Genomic DNA, 20,185 nt, shown 5'->3' on the forward strand with positions numbered 1-20,185 from the left:
CAAGCTCGACGCCTTTACAAACCCAGACTCCAGTCGCTCTTCGCTGGGATCAACCCGTTGCAGACATTCTTTAATGCTCTTCCGGGCGGAAGATCAATCTGAAGACGTGTTCGATTATCTAACTATAAAAACAAAAGTAGAGATCATCATGACCACTCATTTGAACTGCAACACGCTTAATACTTCCATCGCATTGTTGCTGCTTTGCGGAGCGGCCAACATTCATGCACAAGAAGCCTTCAGTCCTGAATCCCCTTGGATGTTGGGTGACTGGGGCGGCCTACGCACAGAATTGCTGGAAAAAGGTTATACCTTTAACGTGCTCTACACGGGCGACGCCGCGACGAATCTGGCCGGTGGCTACGACTCGCACACCACGGCGCGGTATACCGACCAACTTGCACTGATGAGCAATTTTGACCTTGAGAAAATACTCGGTTGGGAAGGCGCTGATTTTCAATTCACCATATCGGATCGTAACGGGCGCAACCTCACCAACGATGTCATCACCGATCCTCGGGTAGGCGGCATCAGTCAGGTTCAAGAGGTATACGGGCGCGGCCAGACCTGGCGCCTCACGCAACTCTGGTATCGTCAGAAATTCTTTGACGGCGGGCTGGATATCAAACTGGGCCGCATGAACTTTGGCGAAGACTTCGGCAGCTTCCCCTGCAAATTCCAGAACCTGGCATTCTGCGGCGCACAGCCGGGTAACTGGGCCGGCGATATCATTTACAACTGGCCAATCACTCAATGGGCGGGCCGCGTAAAGGTCGCGTTGAGCGATGACACTTATGCGCAGATTGGTGCGTACGAGCAGAACCCGTCCTACCTGGAAATAGGCAACGGTTTCAAACTCAGCGGCAGCGGCAATGAGGGTACCTTGGTACCTGTCGAGCTGGTCCATACCACGTCGCTGGGGGCCGGACGGCTGCCAGGGGAATACCGTGTGGGCGCGTATTACAGCAGCCGTGACGCAAATGACGTCAACACAGAAGAAAACGGCATAGCCAAATCCCGCGACAGTAAATACGGCGCATGGATTGCCGGGCAACAACAAGTCTGGAAAGATCCGGACTTCGCCGCTCGCGGGCTGACGGTGTTTGCCTATGCCACCGCGCATGACAAAGCCACCAATATGATCGATCGTTATGCGCAAGTAGGCGCTTACTACACGGCCCCCTTCAAATCTCGCCCGAATGACGAAATCGGCGTCGCCATCGCCAGTCTCCATGTAAATAACCGCTTCACAGATCATCAGCGGCAACTGAATGACCGGGCGGGCGTCAGCGACTATGACGATCCTCGCTACACACCGACGCAAAGCTCAGAAACCAACATGGAAATCTACTATGGCTTTGGCGTGACCAAGTGGCTGACCGTGCGCCCCAACATCCAGTTTGTTGGTAACCCCGGTGGTGTCAGTGAAGTCAAGGACGCTTGGGTGGCCGGTTTGAAATTCGAGACCAGCCTGTAAGGGGGTTCTTCCAATGCACTTTATTTTCGAACAAACATGGGATAGCACGACAATGATATTTTGCGCCCTGCAGAATCGAGTTCAATCGTTCGCGAAGTGCTTCGCTGCCCTGGTTGCTAAATTGTCGAGTCACTCGTTCTCGTACTGGGAGCAGTTTCCTGAAGCCGTCCTGTTATCCGATCGTCCGGCAGCAAAAGACGAAGTATGACAACCGAAACACGGCGTCGTGGGTTGGGCGCGCCTTGGAACGCTGCAAAATGATCCCAACCAAACTCAGAAATATGTACCTGACAAACGTCTCATCACTTGATAGGAGTACTTTCATGTCTTGGTCCAAACCTGCTTACACCGACCTGCGTATCGGTTTTGAAGTCACCATGTACTTCGCAAACCGTTAAGTTTGTACCTGATGGACAGCGCCTCGGCCTGCCGAGGCGTTTTATTTTCGGTTCCAGAATGATGGAGCAACCATGTTCGTCCAGATACTAGGTTCCGCCGCCGGCGGCGGTTTCCCCCAGTGGAACTGCAACTGCGCCAATTGCGCAGGTTTTCGCGACGACAGCCTGCGGGCCCAGGCGCGCACCCAGTCGTCCATCGCGATTTCCGATGATGGCGTGAGCTGGGTGTTGTGCAACGCCTCCCCCGACATCCGCGCCCAACTCCAGGGGTTCGCCCCGATGCAACCCGGCCGGGCACTGAGGGACACGGGCATCGGTGCGATCATCCTGATGGACAGCCAGATCGACCACACCACCGGCCTGCTCAGCCTGCGCGAAGGTTGCCCGCATCAGGTCTGGTGCACCGACATGGTCCATGAAGACCTGAGCACCGGCTTCCCGCTGTTCAACATGCTCACCCACTGGAACGGTGGGCTGCGCTGGAACCGCATCGAACTCGACCAGAGCTTCACCATCGCCGCCTGCCCGAACCTGCGCTTCACCCCACTGCCCCTGCGCAGCGCCGCACCGCCCTATTCACCGCACCGCTTCGACCCGCACCCAGGCGATAACATCGGGCTGATCGTCGAAGACCTGCGCACGGGCGGCAAGCTGTTCTATGCGCCGGGGCTGGGCAAGGTCGACGAGTCGTTGCTACAGATCATGGCCGGCAGCGATTGCCTGTTGGTGGACGGCACGATGTGGGACGACGATGAAATGCAGCGCCGTGGCGTCGGCACCCGCACCGGTCGGGAAATGGGCCACCTGGCGCAGCACGGCCCTGGCGGCATGCTTGAAGTGCTGGAGCAACTGCCCGAGCAGCGCAAGGTCCTTATCCATATCAACAACACCAACCCGATCCTCGACGAAGATTCGCCCGAGCGGGCCGAGCTTGTGCGACGCAATGTCGAAGTCGCCTACGACGGCATGAGCATCGAACTGTAGGAGGGCCCGAAATGACTGACACGCCATTGACCACCGCAGAATTTGAAGCAGCCTTGCGCGCCAAGGGCGCCTTCTACCATATCCATCACCCGTACCACGTGGCGATGTACGAAGGCCGTGCCACGCGCGAGCAGATCCAGGGCTGGGTCGCGAACCGCTTCTATTATCAAGTGAACATCCCGCTGAAAGACGCCGCAATCCTGGCCAACTGCCCGGACCGCGAGATCCGCCGCGAGTGGATCCAGCGCCTGCTCGACCATGATGGCGCCCCGGGCGAAGACGGCGGCATCGAAGCCTGGCTACGGCTGGGCCAAGCGGTGGGGCTGAACCCCGATCAACTGCGTTCCCAGGAACTGGTACTGCCGGGCGTGCGCTTCGCGGTGGACGCCTACGTCAACTTCGCCCGCCGGGCCAGTTGGCAGGAAGCCGCCAGCAGTTCGTTGACCGAACTGTTCGCCCCACAGATCCACCAGTCGCGCCTGGACAGCTGGCCGCAGCATTACCCGTGGATCGACCCGACCGGCTACGAATATTTCCGCACTCGCCTGGGCCAGGCCCGGCGTGATGTGGAACATGGCCTGGCGATCACCTTGCAGCACTACACCACGCGCGCTGGCCAGGACCGCATGCTGGAAATCCTCCAGTTCAAACTGGACATTCTCTGGAGCATGCTCGACGCCATGAGCATGGCCTACGAACTGAATCGCCCGCCCTATCACACCGTGACCGACCAACGGGTTTGGCATAAAGGAATTACCCTATGAGTTTCGATCGCAGCCAAACCCCGAACTGGCGCCCCGGCTATCGCTTCCAGTACGAACCGGCCCAGAAAGGCCACGTGCTGCTCTATCCTGAAGGCATGATCAAGCTGAACGACAGCGCTGCGCTGATCGGCGGCCTGATCGATGGTGAACGCGATGTGGCGGCGATCATCGCTGAGCTGGATAAACAATTTCCCGGTGTGCCTGAGCTCGGTGACGACATCGAGCAATTCATGGAGGTCGCCCGTGCACAGCACTGGATCACCCTTGCCTGAGAAGCCCGCCGTTGGCCTGCCGTTGTGGCTGCTGGCCGAGCTGACCTATCGCTGCCCGCTGCAATGCCCGTACTGCTCCAACCCGCTGGACTTTGCCGAGCAAGGCAAGGAGCTCAGCACGGAGCAGTGGTTCAAGGTGTTCCGCGAGGCGCGAGAAATGGGCGCCGCGCAATTGGGCTTTTCCGGCGGCGAGCCGCTGGTGCGCCAGGACCTGGCCGAGCTGATCGGCGAGGCGCGCAGGCTGGGTTTCTACACCAACCTGATCACCTCAGGCATCGGCCTGACAGAACAGAAAATCAGCGACTTCAAAAAGGCCGGCCTGGACCATATCCAGATCAGTTTCCAGGCCAGCGACGAGCAGGTGAACAACCTGCTGGCAGGCTCGAAGAAAGCCTTCGCGCAAAAACTGGAGATGGCCCGGGCGGTGAAAGCCCACGGCTATCCGATGGTGCTGAACTTCGTGACCCATCGGCACAACATCGACAAGATCGACCGCATCATCGAGCTGTGCATCGCCCTGGAAGCCGACTTCGTCGAGCTCGCCACCTGCCAGTTCTATGGCTGGGCGCAGCTCAACCGCGTCGGCCTGCTGCCCACTCGGGAGCAATTGGTGCGGGCCGAGCGCATCACCAACGAATACCGGGCCAAGCTGGAAGCCGAAGGCAACCCGTGCAAGCTGATCTTCGTGACCCCGGACTACTACGAAGAACGCCCCAAGGGCTGCATGAACGGCTGGGGCAGCATTTTTCTCACCGTCACGCCGGACGGCACGGCATTGCCGTGTCACGGCGCCCGGCAGATGCCGGTGCAGTTCCCGAATGTGCGCGACCACAGCATGCAGCACATCTGGTACCACTCGTTCGGCTTCAACCGCTTCCGCGGTTATGACTGGATGCCCGAACCGTGTCGCTCCTGCGATGAAAAGGAAAAGGATTTCGGCGGCTGCCGCTGCCAGGCGTTCATGCTCACGGGCGATGCCAGCAACGCCGACCCGGTGTGCAGCAAATCCGAACATCACGGGGTGATCCTTAAAGCGCGTGAAGACGCCGAGCACGCCACGCAAACCATCGAGCAACTGGCCTTTCGCAATGAACGAAACTCACGCCTCATCGTTAAAGGCTGATCGTTTCAGCGACAGAAATGACTGACTGATCGACGATCGATTCGAACGGTAACGTCCGACGCGCAGCAAATACCACGTGCGACACCTGAGGGATTCAAGTTCTCGGCGTCGCAGATGGCGCATCATTGGTGAATAAAGCTCAGCACTGCATCAATAACTCACAGGCTAATCAATTAAAAAATAGCCTGTAGACTATCCCCATACCGACAACAAAATCATTCCAGATATCGAGTAGGCATCTTAGTCCTTGCCGTCCTCGATCATCTTGCGTCATCTGCACGCTCCCAAGCCAATGCGTTATTAGGCTGAAACAGCTTATTTAGACCCTCCCTATTTAACGGTTCAGAACAAGTTTATAGCTATTCTCGGACCCCCAAAAAATTCAGGACACTTATGAACCTTGCAAAACTTACAGCTTCTATCATTTTAATCACCGGCCTGGCTGGCTGTGCGACTGAACTTCCGACGCTTAAGGATGGCGAATCCATTGTCAACCTTCACGAGCAGGTCGGCGATGAAATGCTGGCCAGACGCCTGGATACGAAACGCGCAGAGAACCTGACTTATTTCAAAGTATCGCCAGGGGCGCATACGATGGAACTTGGGGTAGTTACCAAGGGCTACCAGGAAAGCCAGAACCGCTGTGTTGCCACCCTGTCCTATGACAATTTCTTACCGAATGAACGTTACACCTTGATGGAAAGCAGTGCAGGCCAGGAAGTAAAGATTGAACTTATGGACAGCAAAGGTAATACCTTGGCTCAAACTGACAAGATGCCCTGCTTGTAATTAACTGCCGTATAAATGACAGCGCAGCGCCACCAATCAGCACGTAACTATCATGACAGTGTCAGTCACCGCTAATACAAGAACGCCCGGCCTATCGCCGGGCGTTTTTGTTTAGTCGTCGTTCTCAGAGTGTTTGCACGCCCCGCTCATTCCATCCGCCACCCAGTGCACGATACAGGTTCACTTCAGCCTGCAACTGCGCAAGGCGATCGTTGATCAGCCTTTGTTGGTTGCTAAATAGCGAGCGCTGCGCGTCCAAAAAGGTCAGGTTGCTGTCCACGCCGATTCGATAACGACGCTCGGCAAGCCGATAGTAATCCTGGCTGGCATTGACGAGGTCATTCTGTGCCTGCAACTGATCGACGTAGGTTTTACGTGCGGTCAATCCGTCGGAGACTTCCTGGAAAGCGGTCTGGATAGCTTTCTCATAGTTGGCCACGCCAATATCTTTCTGAATCTCCGAGTAATTCAGGCTGGCGCGTAAAGCGCCTGCGTTGAAAATCGGCAGGCTGATGTTAGGGGTAAACGTCCAACTGCCTGAGCCGCTCTTGAACAACCCATCCAGATTCGCGCTCGAGGTGCCGGCATTTGCCGTAAGGCTGATGCTGGGGAAAAACGCCGCCCGCGCCGCGCCGATGTTGGCGTTAGCGGCCAAAAGCGAATGCTCGGCGGCAAGGATATCGGGGCGACGGGCGAGTAAATCACTGGGCAGACCGGCCGGTACGTTGGCGAGCAGATCACCATCCAAGGACTGCGGCAACGGTAAATCGGCGGGCAGTCCTGTGCCAAGAAGAAGCACCAACGCATTCTCGTCTTCGGCTACTCGGCGCTGGTAGTTTGCCAGGCTCGCCCGCGCACCTTGCACCGAGGTACGCGCCTGTGCGAGATCAAGCGCCGAAGCCACACCCACCTGATTGCTCCGAGCGGTCAGACGCAAGCTCTCTTCATAGGCGCCCAATGTATTCTCGGTGAGCTTGAGCAATTCACGGTCAGCTTGCCAGGTGAGGTAGGCATTGGCCACGCTCGAAACGATGCTGATCTGGGTCGAGCGTCGGGCCTGGGCGGTAGACAGATACGTTTCCAATGCCTGCTGGCTGAGACTGGCGATGCGACCAAACAGATCCAACTCGTACGAACTGATTCCCAGGTTGACGTCATATTGGCTGGAAATACTGGCCTGACCGGACTGCGCCTGAGCGCTCGGCAGTCGCTGCCGTGTTCCGCTGGCGTTGGCGCCAATCGCCGGAAACAAGTCAGCTCTCTGGATTCGATACTGCGCCCGGTACGCCTCAACGTTCAGTGCCGCGACCTTCAGGTCGCGGTTATTGATCAAGGCAGTCTGAATCAATCGCTGCAACGCCGGATCGCGGAAAAACTCGCGCCACCCCTGCTCCACAGCGGCCTGGTCGGCAGCGTTGGTTGCCTGATAAGCGGGACCCTGCGGATATTGCGCCGCAACTGGTGCCTGCGGTCGCTGATACTCAGGGATCAGCGAGCAACCACTCAGAACAGCGGCGCTGATCGCGAGACCGATTAAAGAGCGAGTCATTGGCCTGCCTCCTCACGCATAGCAGTTTCGTCCTGCTTCTTGCGGCTGCCTTTAAACAAGGTTGAAACGGAAACGAAAAACAGGGGAACCCAAAAAATCGCCAGAACGGTGGCCGTTATCATGCCGCCGATCACCCCCGTGCCGATGGCGTGTTGACTGCCCGAGCCGGCTCCGCTGGAAATCGTCAGTGGCAGTACGCCGAGGATAAATGCCAGGGACGTCATCACGATCGGACGCAGACGCATACGACAAGCCTCGATCGTCGCCTCCAGCAACGGTGTACCTTTTTCATTCAACTCCTTGGCAAACTCGACGATCAAGATCGCATTCTTCGCCGCCAACCCCACCGTCACCAACAGACCCACTTGGAAGAACACGTCGTTGGACAGTCCCCGCAATGCCGTGGCCATCAGCGCGCCGATTACCCCAAGAGGCACGACCAAGATGACCGCAATCGGGATCGACCAGCTTTCATAGAGTGCCGCCAGACATAGAAACACGACGAGAATCGACAGCGCATACAGAGCAGGCGCTTGTGACCCTGAAAGACGCTCTTCATAGGACAACCCGGTAAAAGAGATGCCTACGCCGGGCGGCAGTTGCGCTGCAATTCGCTCGACCTCCGCCATCGCCTGGCCAGAGCTGTAACCCGGGGCGGGAGTCCCGAGAATTTGCTCGGCAGGAACGCCGTTGTAGCGCGACAGTTTGGGTGAGCCGAAGATCCACTCGGCACTCGCAAATGCCGAGAACGGGACCATCTGACCCTGGTTGTTACGCACGAACCATTTACTCAGATCCTCTGCGGTGCTGCGCGAGTCAGGCTGGCCCTGTACGTAAACCCGCTTGACTCGGCCGCGATCAACGAAATCGTTCACATAACTACTGCCGTATGCCACTGACAGCGTGGTGTTGATATCAGCCAGAGAAATACCCATCGCCCGCGCGCGCTCGTCGTCGATGGTCAGGTGGTACTGTGGCTCGTCGGCCAAGCCGTTTGGGCGAACACCGGCGAGGACCGGGCTCTGGGCAGCCAGCTCAAGAAACTTGCCGCGCGCTTCCATGAGTTTTTGATGGCCCACGCTATCCTGGTCCTGCAGGTAGAAATCGAAGCCGGTGGCGTTACCCAACTCCAGTACCGATGGCGGAACCACCGCATATACCAGGGCGTCGCGGTACTTCAGGAACTCTTGCTGGGCACGCTGGGCAATTTTGAACACAGTATTGTCACTGTCTCGTTCATCCCATGGCTTCAGGTTGACGAACGCAATCCCTGAATTCTGCCCCCGGCCGGCAAAGTTGAAACCGTTAACAGTGAACACCGTAGCAACCGCTTTACCTTCTCCGTGCTCTTTGTCCAGCAAGTACTGACTCATGCGATCAAGCACTTTTTGCGTGGTCTCAGCCGAGCTGTTGGCCGGCGTCTGCACCTGCGTAAAAATCAAACCCTGGTCTTCATCGGGCAGGAACGAGGTCGGTATCCGGGCGAACATCCAGATCGTGCCGGCGACGATTACCAGGTAAACCATAAAGCCCGGCACCCTATGCCGAATGATCTGGCCTACGCCCTGCTCATATCCGTTGACGCAGGCATCGAACCGTCTGTTGAACCATCCAAAGAAACCGCGCTTGGGCTGACCGTGTTTTGTCGGATCGATTGGCTTGAGCAGCGTCGCGCAAAGCGCCGGGGTGAATACCAAAGCAACAAATACCGAAAGCGCCATGGCCGATACGATAGTGATCGAGAACTGCCGGTAGATCACGCCAGTGGAGCCACCAAAGAAAGCCATGGGCAACAGCACCGCCGAGAGTACCAAGGCAATCCCCACCAGCGCTCCCTGGATCTGCCCCATCGATTTGCGCGTGGCCTCCCTGGGTGACAGGTGCTCCTCCGCCATCACCCGTTCGACGTTTTCAACCACCACAATCGCATCGTCGACGAGTAATCCGATCGCCAGGATCATGCCGAACATGGTCAAGGTATTGATAGAGAAGCCCGCCGCCGCGAGGACGCCGAACGTACCCAACAACACAACGGGCACTGTCAAAGTCGTAATGATGGTGGCGCGCAGATTTTGCAAAAACAGCAGCATGACCAGAAAGACCAAAACCACCGCCTCGCCCAGCGTATGCATTACACCGCTGATGGATTCGGTGACCACCGGCGTCGTGTCATACGGGTACACCGCTTCAATCCCGGCCGGGAAGAATGGTTTCAGTCGGTCGACCGTGGCGCGAATCGCCTTGGCGGTATCTAGGGCGTTGGCGCCCGTGGCCAAGCGGATGGCGATACCCGAGGCAGGCTTGCCATTGGCTTGGGCGTTGATGCTGTAGTTTTCGCCGCCCAAACTGATATCAGCCACATCACTCAGGCGAACCTGGGAGCCGTCGCTATTGACCTTAAGCAAAATGTCACCAAATTGCTCGGAGGTCTGCAGTCGCGTCTTGCCGATGATAGTTGCGGTAAACACCGTACCTTTGCGCGCCGGAAGACCACCAATCGTGCCCGAAGCCACCTGCACGTTCTGCGCCTCAATCGCCTCGGTCACGTCGACTGGCGTCAACTGGAACTGGTTCAGTTTGGCCGGGTCCAGCCAGACTCGCATGGCGTATTGCGTACCCCAGATCTGAAAATCACCAACACCTGAAGTCCTCGAAATCGGGTCCTGGATGTTTGAGACGATGTAGTTGGATAGATCCTCCTTGGTGTGTTTTCCATCGGTGGAAACCAGGCCAATGAACATCATGAAATTCTGTTGGAATTTTGTGACGCGAAGCCCTTGCTGCTGCACTTCACGCGGCAACAGCGGCGTGGCCAGGTTCAGCTTGTTCTGCACCTGAACCTGGGCAATATCCGGGTTGGTGCCCTGGTTGAAGGTCACGATGATTCGCATGCTGCCATCAGCATTACTCTCCGAAGAGATGTAGCGCAGATTGTCGATGCCGTTCATCTGCTGCTCGATCACTTGCACGACGGTATCCTGCACTGTCTGCGCGGAAGCACCGGGATAAGAAACCTGAATCGCGACAGCGGGTGGTGCGATGTCAGGGTATTGATTGATCGGCAAATTGAGGATCGACAATGCCCCAACGAGCATGATGATCAGTGCAAGCACCCACGCGAAGATCGGTCTATCAATAAAATACTTCGACATGGTCTACTCCGCCTTAGCGCTGGTGTTTAGCGCCACAGGAGCTCTGTTCGCCTCATCTGTCATCGCTTCCTGAGCGACCACGGAGCTCCCTGGCTTAATGAACTGAAGCCCTTCGACGATGATTTTGTCTCCGGCGCTCAAGCCGCTTTCCACCAGCACATTCGCACCGACGGTGCGGCCAACCTTGAGCTGGCGTTGCTCGACTTTGTTATCGGCGGTAACGACCATGGCGGTCGGGGTGCCCTTGAGATCCCGGGTCACACCAATCTGTGGAGCAAGAATGGCCTGCTCGGCGACCCCCTCCTGCAACCGCGCATGCACAAAAATCCCGGGCAGCAGCAAGTGATCGGGGTTGGGGAACACGGCGCGCAGGGTGACCGAGCCGGTTGCTTCGTCGACCGAGACTTCTGAAAACTCCAGCGAACCCTGCAGCGGGTACTGGCTACCGTCCTGAAGTGTCAGGCTGACTTTCGCAGCCTTATCAGCAGTTTTCTGCAACTGCCCGCTTTCAAGAGCCCGACGCAGTTTGAGCACCTCGCCATAAGGCTGAGTGACATCGACATAAATGGGGTCGAGTTGCTGGATAATCGCAAGAGGGGCTGCTTGGCCATTAGAAACTAGCGCACCTTCGGTCACAGCCGAACGTCCAATTCGCCCGCTGATGGGCGCGAACATTTTGGTATATCTCAGATTGATCTGGGCGCCCTTGACTTGTGCCTCTGCCAGCATCTGCTGAGATCGAGCAGTGTCATACTCCTGCTTGCTCACCGCCTGCTCATCGATCAGTTGCCGATACCGGGTGGTCAGCGAACGAGATTGCTCCAAACTGGCCTGCGCACTGGCGAGCGTCACCTCGTAAGTTGATGGATCGATCTGATAAAGCTGCTGACCAGCCTTGATATCTGCGCCTTCCTTGAACAAGCGTTTCAGGACGATACCATCCACCTGCGGCCGAACCTCAGCAAGGCGGTAGGCACTGGTACGCCCGGGCAGGTCGTTGAACAAGGTCACCGCCTGAGGCTTCAGGGTCACCACACTGACTTGAGGGGGTTGCGCCGGGGTAGCAGCAGCCTGCTCCTTGTTGCATCCACTGAGCATCGTGGCAAAAGCAATGGCGGTCACCAAAGCAGGAAAGATAGGCTTGAATGGCATAAAGTCCTCGAACATCGCGCTGAAAAAATGCGCGCATGAGTTTGCAAACTGCCGCAGCACAGGCTGAAACAGCTGCTGACGGCAATGGGGAGAAAGAGTTCGGCAAGTACGCGCAAGAGGCGCGGTGCGAAGATCAAGCTTATTGACCGGGTCAAATAAAACCCGACGAGCCAACGCGCTGCGCATTGGATTGTTATGTAGGCATGCTAACAATCGAGGGGCCTGAGGATTAGCCCGACTTTACTGAAATCACCAATGAGTGATATTCAGCAATAAAATGGTTTCAGAATTTTGCAGATTACTCGCAACGCTCTATATCCAGCGATTAACGCAGGACAGCATTTCGATTAGTGAGTTTTGATCAGCTTTGGCCTCTAATGCGTGCAGCGCATCGGCGAGGCTCATATCCTGCAGGAGCTTCCAACTCAAGTCTTCTACGACTCTGCCATGGATAATTCACGGGAACATCTGGGTTCAAGCTGACAAGTTTCGTGGATCGTTGACGTCCGCAACTTCAGACTTCCACCCGCTCGCCCATTCAGGACGGCCTGCATCTCCCCAAGCACCGCCATCGCCACACTTTCCGGGGTGTCCCCACCCAAATCCAAACCCATTGGATAGTGCAATCGGTCCAGCGCAGGCAGGCTGTTTGTCTGTCGCGTTATTTCATCAAGCAGACGCTCGGTCCGATCACGCGGCCCGAGCTGACCGATGTAACGGGGATTACCTTGTAACGCGCCTTTCAACCAATGCGCATCCTGGCTCAGGCTATGGGACATTACCGCCACACACGCCCCCTCCACGAATTTTCGAAATTCGAAAGGCCCGCCTATATCGGCGCTCAACACCCGATCCGCTTCGGGAAAACGTTCCGGACGGGCGAAATGGGGGCGACTATCAACAACGGTGACATGCCACCCCAGGATTTTTGCGATCCGTACCAACGGCTGCGCATCATGGCCCGCCCCAAAGATCATCAGACGCGGTGGTGGCGCGACGTATTCCAGAAAAACCTCTACCTCTGCATAGCCTTCGGTATAGCGTTGCCGCGTAGATTTTTGCTGGTCCAATGTGAGACGCAGATCAGCGGTAATTCGCTCGTTCAGTGCAGGATGGTAGAGCCCTCCGAAGGGCGCCGCGCCAGATTCCAGGAACAGACGATCTCCAACATCTGCACGGCTATTGCGAGAGCCCGCTATTACCGTTGCGATCGCCACGGGTCTCTGGTTGTTTCTTACTTTGCGTAACGCATCAAGCACAGCGCATTGCTTTGTAGCGGGTATTCGCTCAAACAACACATACACCTTGCCGTTGCAGCCCAGCCCGAAACCAAGGGACTCTTCACCGCCCTCTTCGTCTGTGGCCTCGGCCGTGCTGTAGCTACGAATCACCGGGCCCGACTCACTTAGCCACCAGGCCTTTCGCACCACATCAGCCTCCAGACAGCCACCACTGATAGTGCCCTCCGGACGTCCATATTGTGAAACGAGCATGCGCGCCCCCGGACGGCGATACGCCGACCCCTCGACCTTCACAACGGTGGCGAGTACAGACTCTCGACCCTCGTTCTGTTCGGCGTGGATGGCATCGAGCAATGCGTTCAAACTGGACATATCAGATCTCTCTCCCAAAGCGAATCCGGCGAAGTCGCTGTCGATCGCCAACTATCCAAGCGGGCGCAACTCTCTGATCAAGTCGATCAGCAAACGTAGCGTGATCGGCACCTGCCGGTAGCTTGAGTAATAGATATGGAAGCCTGGACCGACACTGACCCAATCCTCCAAAACCACTTGTAAAGTTCCTTCCGCTACAAGCGGCGCGACAATGGGTTCAGCACAATAAGTCAGCCCAGCGCCCTGGGTGACCATGGCGAGCATCATCCGCGTCTCATCCAGCACGACATTACCGGACACTGGGATCTCTAATTTTTCACCCTCTTTCTCAAACTCCCAGTTGTACATCCGGCCGTTGCCTAGCCGAAACCTTAAACAACTGTGCTGTTTCAAATCCTCGGGGTGCAGCGGCATGCCACATCGGTCGAGGTAATCGGGGGTTCCTACCACGACCCATCGAACAGGGGGGAAAGACTTTGGGCAATCATGCCTTCAGGTACGGTAGCGCCATACCTGATCCCAGCGTCGAAGCCTCCTTCAACAATGTCCACCATACTGTTGGTGGTTGAGACTTCCACTTCGATATCGGGATAACGATGAGCAAATGTCGATAAAACGGGTGCCAACAAAAGGAGCGCCGCGTCACTGAAAACATTCAGCCGTATACGACCAGTGGGCTCATCACGGAACTTATTCAACAACTCAATGGCCTGGTCGATTTTGTCGACAGGTTCGCTTATCAATGCCAGCAGCTCCTCACCGGCTGCCGTCAGGGTGACGCTGCGGGTCGTGCGATTGAGCAAACGAACCCCCAATCTCGCCTCCAGCCCCTTGATCGCATGACTCAGCGCAGATGCACTTATCCCTACTTCAACACCCGCACGACTGAAGCTGGAATGGCGGGCGACAGCTAAAAAGTAGATAAAATCGCCAAAGTTGGCACGAGTCAGCTGCATGAGTTCTCTGCCATTGGTGTGAAACGTATGAACGAAAGGGCCTCTCCCGCCCCCTGCGCCACAGACAGTTTTTGCCGGCGTGGTTCTGACTGTTTTGGGGTATCACTCATCGACCAAGGTGATCGTTACTTCAAGGGACCCAGGACGCGCGAGTATTCCCAGGCCGGAATCAATCTTGCCGAGTTTGATAAGGCCGCTCGAATACTTGAAGCCTTTATGAAAAATGGCGAGATTTCCCCAAGGCGCATAGAAGGCAATGTCACCCACCGAAGGCGTGAAGCCAGCTGGCGCGCCCTGTGTCGATAATGGCTCGGGCAGTACGCTGATCTTCTCGGTCGAGGCGTAGTCGTCCAGTGTCAGTTTCATCGGCAGCTGTTTAACGAAATCTATGGAGGAATCGTTGTTGTCGAGCGTTGCCGTAACCGGACCGCCTGAAACATCGATGCGTATTTTCATAGTTGCTCCACTTTGCTCCGATGGGCTGCGGGGCACGCCCTACCCCCGACCCGAATTGATCTGACAGCCAAATTGCTTTCCCGCCAGAAGGTATCAGCTGACAGAAAAACTGAAATACCTCGCAGCGATTGAAGTCATGAATGAGATTTATCAATCGTCCTTACACACGCAGTGCATTCATAACCAGCGTGAAGGCCCGCGACGGCTGCCTGCGACTTGGGTAATACAAATGGTACCCCGGGAAGGGAGCACACCAATCTTCCAGCACACGAACCAGGCGGCCATTTTCCAGATGCGGTGCGAATTCTTCTTCAGGAAGATAGGCGATGCCCAGGCCGGCCAAGGCTGCATCCACCATGCTGGGAGAGGTGTTGAAAACGAGCTGGCCATCCACTCGTACGTTTAACGGTTGGCCACGACGCTCAAACTCCCAAACGTATAGCCCCCCTGCTGTTTGCATACGCTGATTGATACAACTGTGCTTTAGCAGGTCCCGTGGATTTTTGGGCGTTGGATGCCTTTCGAAATACATCGGGGAGGCCGCAGCGGCCATGCGCAGTTGAGGACCGATGGGTACCGCAACCATATCCTTGTCGATGGTATCGCCCATACGCACGCCTGCATCGAAACGGTCGGCGACGATGTCTCGAAAACCATAATTGATATCGAACTCTATCTTGATATCCGGATAATCGAGCAAAAGCGGCGTGAGCTTGGGAAGCAAATGTGCTCGAAGAATGTGCTCACCACAGGTGATGCGCACGGTGCCGGCGGGTTTATCGCGCATCTCGGTCAGTTCGTCGAGTTCTGCCTCGATTTCGTCAAAGCGATGACCAATGGCTTTTAGTAAACGCTCGCCCGCTGCCGTAGGCGATACGCTACGGGTGGTTCGTGTAAGCAAGCGAATCTCCAGCCTGGCCTCTAACCCGCTCATTGCCTGGCTGAGGGCAGATTGAGTCACGCCCAGTACGGAAGCTGCCCGCGTGAAGCTGCCTTCACGGGCAATCGTTACGAACGATAAGAGATCATTGAGGTTACGTCTGACCATCGCCCAAGTCTCTCATAAATCATTAATTAGCAGGCCTTATAGCCCCTTTAAGGACTGATTAGCTAGTGGCGTCGAAGGGGGCCGGTTACATTAACAACCTCTTTTTAACCAACCCTTCGTTGTATTCAGCGCGAGCGATCGCCATGGCGCTTGGGACGAGAGGCGCGAAGTGACCCGAGGGGACGTGCATGGATCGTAGAGACTTTCTCATCAGAGGCGCCGGACTGGGTTCGGCGTTGATCGCAGGCTCACTTCTGGAAGCAACGGCATCCTGGGCAGAGGCCCCAACCAATTCCCGAAGGGAGGCTCCCGCGTCCAACGCACAACGGGACAACAATGCAAGCGGCAAAGCCCGCGTATTCATTACCGGCTCGGCCGATGGACTGGGCCATGCCACCGCCAAAACCCTGCTTGCCCAAGGCCACGAGGTTGTCGTGCATGTGCGCTCCCCTGCCCGGTTGTCTGCCGTGCAAGAACTGGTGGACCAGGGCGCCATCGCGACAGTCGGCGACTTGGGCGATCTTGAACAGGTTCGCGACCTTGCCCGTCAGGTCAATGCCATCGGCGCGATGGATGCCATTGTTCACAACGCTGGCATCCTCAGCGGGGCGCAACTGCTAGTCGTCAACGTCGTCGCCCCCTATATGCTCACGGCCCTGATTCAGCGCCCCAAGCGTCTGATCTACCTGAGCAGCAGCATGCATAGGGGCGGACGAGCCAGCCTGACGGGATTGGACTGGTCGGGCAGCACCCCCACAGGCAGCTATTCGGACAGCAAACTCTTTGTAACCGCACTCGCAGCAGCCGTTGCGCGGTTGTACCCCGACGTCCTCAGTAATGCGGTCGATCCGGGCTGGGTCCCAACGAAGATGGGAGGTCCCAACGCACCTGACGACCTGCGCCTGGGACACCTGACCCAGGAATGGCTTGCCACCAGCAATGACCCTGAGGCACTCACCAGCGGCGGCTATTGGCACCATCAGCGACGCGAACAGCCGCATTCCGCGGTCCAAGACTCCCGATTCCAAGACTTGCTGCTGGCTGAACTCACGCGCGCCAGCGGCACGAACCTGTCGTGACCACCTCCACGGTAACTACTGCATGAAATTATTCTGGGGTCGTCTTCTCATGGCCGTTGTCGGTATCGCTCTGCTAGGCATCGTTGGCGCCTTCGCCTATTTACAGCAGCCGGTCTTCGGCGACCTGCCCAGCGGCGAGCGGCTGACGCGCATCGAACATTCGCCCAATCATGCCGACGGAGTGTTCCGCAACCAGATCGACACGCCCATGAAGACCACGGACCAATCCGAGATATCGATGTGGATGCAGACCCTTTTCGGGCAAGAGGGACAGCCTCGACCGCCAAGCCCGATTCCCGCCGTCAAGACCGACCTCAAAGCACTCGACCCTACACAGGATATAGTCGTTTGGCTGGGCCATTCCTCCTACTTCGTGCAACTGGGCGGACAACGCATCCTGATCGATCCGGTGTTCAGCACTTACGCCGCGCCGATCCCCGGAGTGAACAAGGCATTCGAGGGCACCAGCCTCTACACGGCCGATGACATACCCGAGATCGACGCTTTGTTGATCAGCCACGATCATTACGATCACTTGGACTATCCAACCGTTCAGGCGCTTCAGACCAAAGTCAGAAAGGTTATCGTGGGGTTGGGTGTAGGCGCGCATTTCGAGCGCTGGGGCTACGACATTGGAGTCGTACGCGAAGCCGACTGGAACGAAGTCATCGCGCTGACACCGAACGTCAGAGTCCACGTCACCACAGCTCGACACTACTCTGGACGCACCTTTACCCGCGATCAGTCGCTGTGGGTCGGCTTTGCACTTGTGTCTCCTGAGCAGCGGTTGTTTTTCAGTGGCGACTCGGGTTATGGCCCGCACTTTGCCGAGATCGGCCAGCGGCTGGGTCCGTTCGACTATGTCGCCATTGATGCAGGTCAGTACGATCCGCGCTGGGCGAATGTCCACATGAATCCGGAACAGGCCGCGCAGGCAGCCAAGGACCTGCACGCCCGAGTGCTGATGCAGACGCATGTGGGCCGCTTCTCCATCGCCCCTCACGATTGGGATGATCCGTTCAAGCGCATGCAAGTCGCCAGTCAGGGGCAAACCTTCGCGCTGTGGACGCCCGAAATCGGCCGCACGGTCTACCTTGACGGCCGTGCGCAGTCGTTCACGGCATGGTGGGAAGACGACGCAGCGAAGACTCCGCCTCAGGTCGCAACTGGAGCCAGGAAGGAGTAAGTCGTGCAGTCTCCCGTCTCGCTGTTGTGGCTACGTCAGGCAAACGTGCGCCCCGAAGAAGCACCCGCAGTCCTGTGGTCGATGCTCTACGTCATCGCGCTATTTCTGGCGTATTACCTGTTGCGACCGATCCGCGACGAGCTCGGTGTGGCCGGCGGGGTCCAGAACTTGCCCTGGTTATTCACTGGTACGTTGTTGGCGATGCTGGTAGCCAGCCCGTTGTTCGCGCTGGCCGTGCGCAAACTGCCACGTAAGCAGTTCATCGTCGTGGCCTATCGTTTCTTCGCTGCCAACCTGATGTTGTTTGCACTGCTGCTGCATCTCACCGATCCACAGTGGCAGGTGTGGCTGGGACGTGCCTTTTTCATCTGGGTCTCGGTGTTCAACCTGTTCGTCGTCTCGGTGTTCTGGTCGCTCATGGTGGATATCTTCGACAGCGAGCAGGGCAAACGGCTGTTCGGGCTACTCGCGGCAGGAGCAACGATTGGCGGCCTCTTGGGCTCGGCTATCACTTCCAGCCTGATCCAACAGTTGGACCGCTCCTGGCTGATGGTGATTGCCATCCTGTTTCTGGAAGTGGCGGTACTTGCATCACGCCGTTTATCTCGCCTTGCTCCGATGCTCAGCCACACCACGCCCAAGGAAAACCCTGACCGACCCTTGGGTGGCGGCATCTTTACCGGCATGGTCCACACGCTGCGCTCGCCCTACTTGGTCGGGTTGGCACTATTCATTCTGCTGTACTCGGTTACATCGACTTTCTTGTATTTTCAGCAGGCCAGCATCGCCGAGACCTCGTTCCCTGATCGTGCGGCCCGCACGGCGTTCTTTGCCAATATCGACTTGATCGTCAATGCGATCACACTGGTATTCCAGCTGTTCATCACCGGCAGGATGATCGCCACCGCGGGCATCGTGGCAACGCTGTGTGTCCTGCCGCTGGTCAGCCTGTTCGGCTTCGCTGCCTTGGCCGCCAGCCCTAGCGTCGCAGTCATCGTGGCCGCGCAGGTCGCCCGCCGGGTAGCGAACTTCGCACTGGCCAGACCCGCCAGGGAAATCCTGTTTACCTCCAGCACACGTGAAGATCGCTACAAAGCCAAGAACTTCATCGACACGGTCGTTTATCGTGGCGGTGACCAAATCGCCAGCTGGGGATACGCAAGCCTGATGGGCCTTGGCCTGACCCTGGCGCAGATTCCCATGATCTCGGTCCCCCTCTCAGCTATCTGGCTGGGCTTGAGTGTCTGGTTGGGACGAACCCACCTGAAGCAGGAACAGCGCGATTCTACGGTCTCACCATCATTGATTGAGGACAGGACATGAAGTCTACCCGCCGCTCCATAGTGAAATCCCTTGGCGTATTGGCCGCTCTGCCTTGGCTCATCCCCGCGAGTCGCGCCTTTGCGGTCGCGCCAACCCGCATCGGCGTGATCGGTAGCGGATCGCTGGGCGGCACGGTAGGTCGGCTGTGGGTCGAGGCTGGACATGAGGTCATGTTCTCTTCCCGCCATCCAGAGCAATTGCAAGACATGGTTGAGGCGTTAGGGCCACGCGCTTCGGTCGGCCTGCCGATGGCGGCAGCGGAATTCGGCACCGTGCTTCTGTTGGCTATTCCGTTTGAAGCGCTACCCCAGGTCGGGCGAGACCTGCACAGTGCCTACCGCGGCAAGATCGTTCTGGACTCCACCAATCCTTGGGGCACAAGCAGCAGCGATGTATACCGCGAAGCGCACAACCTGGGCGTTGCTGAAACCGTCGCGAAGTACATGATCGGCGCGCGACTGGTGCGCGCATTCAGTGCCGTCGATGCCACCGTGGTGGCAATGTCTGCCTCACGAGCGGGCGGGCGCATTGGCATGCCCGTCGCAGGAGATGACGCCGAGGCCTTGCGGGTCGCCGCCGACCTGGTACGCGATGCTGGTTGCGACCCAGTCGTCGTGGGCAACCTGGCTGCCTCCGCCTCGTTCCAGCCGGGCAGGCCGGGTTTCCGCGCCCATCTGACCGCACCGGAACTGCGCCGCCTCCTCGGCCTGTAGTGCAGAGTTCTGGTGGCCGCGTAGATAAGCAAGAAACCTTGCTGCTAGCTCCCACCTCAACAATCGGCCGGTGGATCAAACTGCCAGGCTCTCATGAGTCGGGCAGCGTGATCGCGAGGAAGCTGAATCTAACCGCCGGGTGATCGGAAAA

General features: G+C 57.4%; 17 protein-coding genes and 1 pseudogene. 11 read left to right on the forward strand and 7 right to left on the reverse strand.

Annotation, left to right across the window (positions count from 1 at the left end):
• Window positions 1-148 precede the first annotated feature (148 nt).
• The 7 genes from AB4O22_RS15555 to AB4O22_RS15585 all read left to right on the forward strand — a co-directional run bounded on the left by AB4O22_RS15555 (window position 149) and on the right by AB4O22_RS15585 (window position 5,807).
• Window positions 149-1,477 (forward strand): carbohydrate porin, encoded by a 1,329-nt coding sequence (locus AB4O22_RS15555; RefSeq protein ID WP_095973867.1) that lies wholly within the window; start codon window positions 149-151, stop codon window positions 1,475-1,477.
• A gap of 323 nt (window positions 1,478-1,800) precedes the next feature.
• A complete protein-coding gene (gene pqqA / locus AB4O22_RS15560) occupies window positions 1,801-1,875 on the forward strand; it encodes a pyrroloquinoline quinone precursor peptide PqqA (protein WP_020295432.1) in 75 nt (24 codons plus the stop codon).
• Between the two features lie 72 nt (window positions 1,876-1,947).
• Window positions 1,948-2,859 (forward strand): pyrroloquinoline quinone biosynthesis protein PqqB, encoded by a 912-nt coding sequence (gene pqqB, locus AB4O22_RS15565; RefSeq protein ID WP_405123629.1) that lies wholly within the window; start codon window positions 1,948-1,950, stop codon window positions 2,857-2,859.
• Between the two features lie 11 nt (window positions 2,860-2,870).
• Window positions 2,871-3,623, forward strand: coding sequence for a pyrroloquinoline-quinone synthase PqqC (pqqC, locus tag AB4O22_RS15570; protein WP_323154455.1), 753 nt, complete (start codon window positions 2,871-2,873; stop codon window positions 3,621-3,623).
• Window positions 3,620-3,895, forward strand: a complete 276-nt coding sequence (gene pqqD / locus AB4O22_RS15575) for a pyrroloquinoline quinone biosynthesis peptide chaperone PqqD (RefSeq protein ID WP_030139251.1) — start codon at window positions 3,620-3,622, stop codon at window positions 3,893-3,895. Before pqqC ends, pqqD begins: the two co-directional genes overlap by 4 nt.
• A complete protein-coding gene (gene pqqE / locus AB4O22_RS15580) occupies window positions 3,888-5,018 on the forward strand; it encodes a pyrroloquinoline quinone biosynthesis protein PqqE (RefSeq protein WP_460105531.1) in 1,131 nt (376 codons plus the stop codon). Before pqqD ends, pqqE begins: the two co-directional genes overlap by 8 nt.
• 393 nt (window positions 5,019-5,411) lie before the next feature.
• Window positions 5,412-5,807, forward strand: coding sequence for a PA0061/PA0062 family lipoprotein (locus AB4O22_RS15585; RefSeq protein ID WP_460105529.1), 396 nt, complete (start codon window positions 5,412-5,414; stop codon window positions 5,805-5,807).
• Between the two features lie 124 nt (window positions 5,808-5,931).
• Here the strand turns inward: AB4O22_RS15585 and adeC are convergent, their stop codons facing one another.
• From adeC to AB4O22_RS15620, 7 genes and pseudogenes are all read right to left on the reverse strand, one after another.
• A complete protein-coding gene (adeC, locus tag AB4O22_RS15590; protein WP_095973861.1) occupies window positions 5,932-7,356 on the reverse strand; it encodes an AdeC/AdeK/OprM family multidrug efflux complex outer membrane factor in 1,425 nt (474 codons plus the stop codon).
• Window positions 7,353-10,508, reverse strand: a complete 3,156-nt coding sequence (locus AB4O22_RS15595; protein WP_095973860.1) for an efflux RND transporter permease subunit — start codon at window positions 10,506-10,508, stop codon at window positions 7,353-7,355. Before AB4O22_RS15595 ends, adeC begins: the two co-directional genes overlap by 4 nt.
• 3 nt (window positions 10,509-10,511) lie before the next feature.
• Window positions 10,512-11,660: an efflux RND transporter periplasmic adaptor subunit gene (locus AB4O22_RS15600; protein WP_460106061.1), complete on the reverse strand. Its 1,149-nt coding sequence runs from the start codon at window positions 11,658-11,660 to the stop codon at window positions 10,512-10,514.
• Between the two features lie 434 nt (window positions 11,661-12,094).
• Entirely contained in the window at window positions 12,095-13,273 is a 1,179-nt protein-coding gene (locus tag AB4O22_RS15605; protein WP_460105528.1) for an XdhC family protein, read from the reverse strand.
• Between the two features lie 51 nt (window positions 13,274-13,324).
• Window positions 13,325-14,229 (reverse strand): annotated as a pseudogene (locus AB4O22_RS15610) (LysR family transcriptional regulator).
• A gap of 102 nt (window positions 14,230-14,331) precedes the next feature.
• Window positions 14,332-14,685 (reverse strand): cyclophilin-like fold protein, encoded by a 354-nt coding sequence (locus AB4O22_RS15615; protein WP_460105526.1) that lies wholly within the window; start codon window positions 14,683-14,685, stop codon window positions 14,332-14,334.
• A 160-nt stretch (window positions 14,686-14,845) separates the two neighbouring features.
• Window positions 14,846-15,733 carry a LysR family transcriptional regulator gene (locus AB4O22_RS15620; protein ID WP_048392883.1) on the reverse strand — a complete coding sequence of 296 codons (888 nt, stop codon included), beginning with the start codon at window positions 15,731-15,733 and terminating at the stop codon, window positions 14,846-14,848.
• 188 nt (window positions 15,734-15,921) lie between these two features.
• Between AB4O22_RS15620 and AB4O22_RS15625 the strand changes: the two genes are divergently transcribed.
• Genes AB4O22_RS15625 through AB4O22_RS15640 form a run of 4 tightly spaced genes read left to right on the forward strand, consistent with a single transcriptional unit; the run spans window position 15,922 to window position 20,034 of the window.
• Window positions 15,922-16,812, forward strand: coding sequence for an SDR family NAD(P)-dependent oxidoreductase (locus AB4O22_RS15625; RefSeq protein WP_088500320.1), 891 nt, complete (start codon window positions 15,922-15,924; stop codon window positions 16,810-16,812).
• 22 nt (window positions 16,813-16,834) lie between these two features.
• Entirely contained in the window at window positions 16,835-17,998 is a 1,164-nt protein-coding gene (locus AB4O22_RS15630; protein WP_304576043.1) for an MBL fold metallo-hydrolase, read from the forward strand.
• Window positions 17,999-18,001: 3 nt separating this feature from the next.
• Complete coding sequence (locus tag AB4O22_RS15635; RefSeq protein ID WP_460105524.1) at window positions 18,002-19,321, forward strand: NTP/NDP exchange transporter; 1,320 nt, start codon at window positions 18,002-18,004, stop codon at window positions 19,319-19,321.
• On the forward strand, window positions 19,318-20,034 hold the full coding sequence (locus AB4O22_RS15640; protein ID WP_176167048.1) for an NADPH-dependent F420 reductase: 717 nt from the start codon (window positions 19,318-19,320) through the stop codon (window positions 20,032-20,034). The genes AB4O22_RS15635 and AB4O22_RS15640 overlap by 4 nt, the downstream gene beginning before the upstream one ends.
• Window positions 20,035-20,185 lie beyond the last annotated feature (151 nt).

It is taken from the genome of Pseudomonas sp. S3_B11, assembly GCF_054667715.1.

What these genes read in the sequence shown, in the direction of transcription:
- AB4O22_RS15555 (WP_095973867.1), top strand. Translation starts at nt 149, where the DNA reads ATGACCACTCATTTGAACTGCAACACGCTTAATACTTCCATCGCATTG.
- pqqB (WP_405123629.1), top strand. Translation starts at nt 1,948, where the DNA reads ATGTTCGTCCAGATACTAGGTTCCGCCGCCGGCGGCGGTTTCCCCCAG.
- pqqC (WP_323154455.1), top strand. Translation starts at nt 2,871, where the DNA reads ATGACTGACACGCCATTGACCACCGCAGAATTTGAAGCAGCCTTGCGC.
- pqqD (WP_030139251.1), top strand. Translation starts at nt 3,620, where the DNA reads ATGAGTTTCGATCGCAGCCAAACCCCGAACTGGCGCCCCGGCTATCGC.
- AB4O22_RS15585 (WP_460105529.1), top strand. Translation starts at nt 5,412, where the DNA reads ATGAACCTTGCAAAACTTACAGCTTCTATCATTTTAATCACCGGCCTG.
- adeC (WP_095973861.1), bottom strand. Translation starts at nt 7,356, where the DNA reads ATGACTCGCTCTTTAATCGGTCTCGCGATCAGCGCCGCTGTTCTGAGT.
- AB4O22_RS15595 (WP_095973860.1), bottom strand. Translation starts at nt 10,508, where the DNA reads ATGTCGAAGTATTTTATTGATAGACCGATCTTCGCGTGGGTGCTTGCA.
- AB4O22_RS15600 (WP_460106061.1), bottom strand. Translation starts at nt 11,660, where the DNA reads ATGCCATTCAAGCCTATCTTTCCTGCTTTGGTGACCGCCATTGCTTTT.
- AB4O22_RS15605 (WP_460105528.1), bottom strand. Translation starts at nt 13,273, where the DNA reads ATGTCCAGTTTGAACGCATTGCTCGATGCCATCCACGCCGAACAGAAC.
- AB4O22_RS15615 (WP_460105526.1), bottom strand. Translation starts at nt 14,685, where the DNA reads ATGAAAATACGCATCGATGTTTCAGGCGGTCCGGTTACGGCAACGCTC.
- AB4O22_RS15620 (WP_048392883.1), bottom strand. Translation starts at nt 15,733, where the DNA reads ATGGTCAGACGTAACCTCAATGATCTCTTATCGTTCGTAACGATTGCC.
- AB4O22_RS15625 (WP_088500320.1), top strand. Translation starts at nt 15,922, where the DNA reads ATGGATCGTAGAGACTTTCTCATCAGAGGCGCCGGACTGGGTTCGGCG.
- AB4O22_RS15630 (WP_304576043.1), top strand. Translation starts at nt 16,835, where the DNA reads ATGAAATTATTCTGGGGTCGTCTTCTCATGGCCGTTGTCGGTATCGCT.
- AB4O22_RS15640 (WP_176167048.1), top strand. Translation starts at nt 19,318, where the DNA reads ATGAAGTCTACCCGCCGCTCCATAGTGAAATCCCTTGGCGTATTGGCC.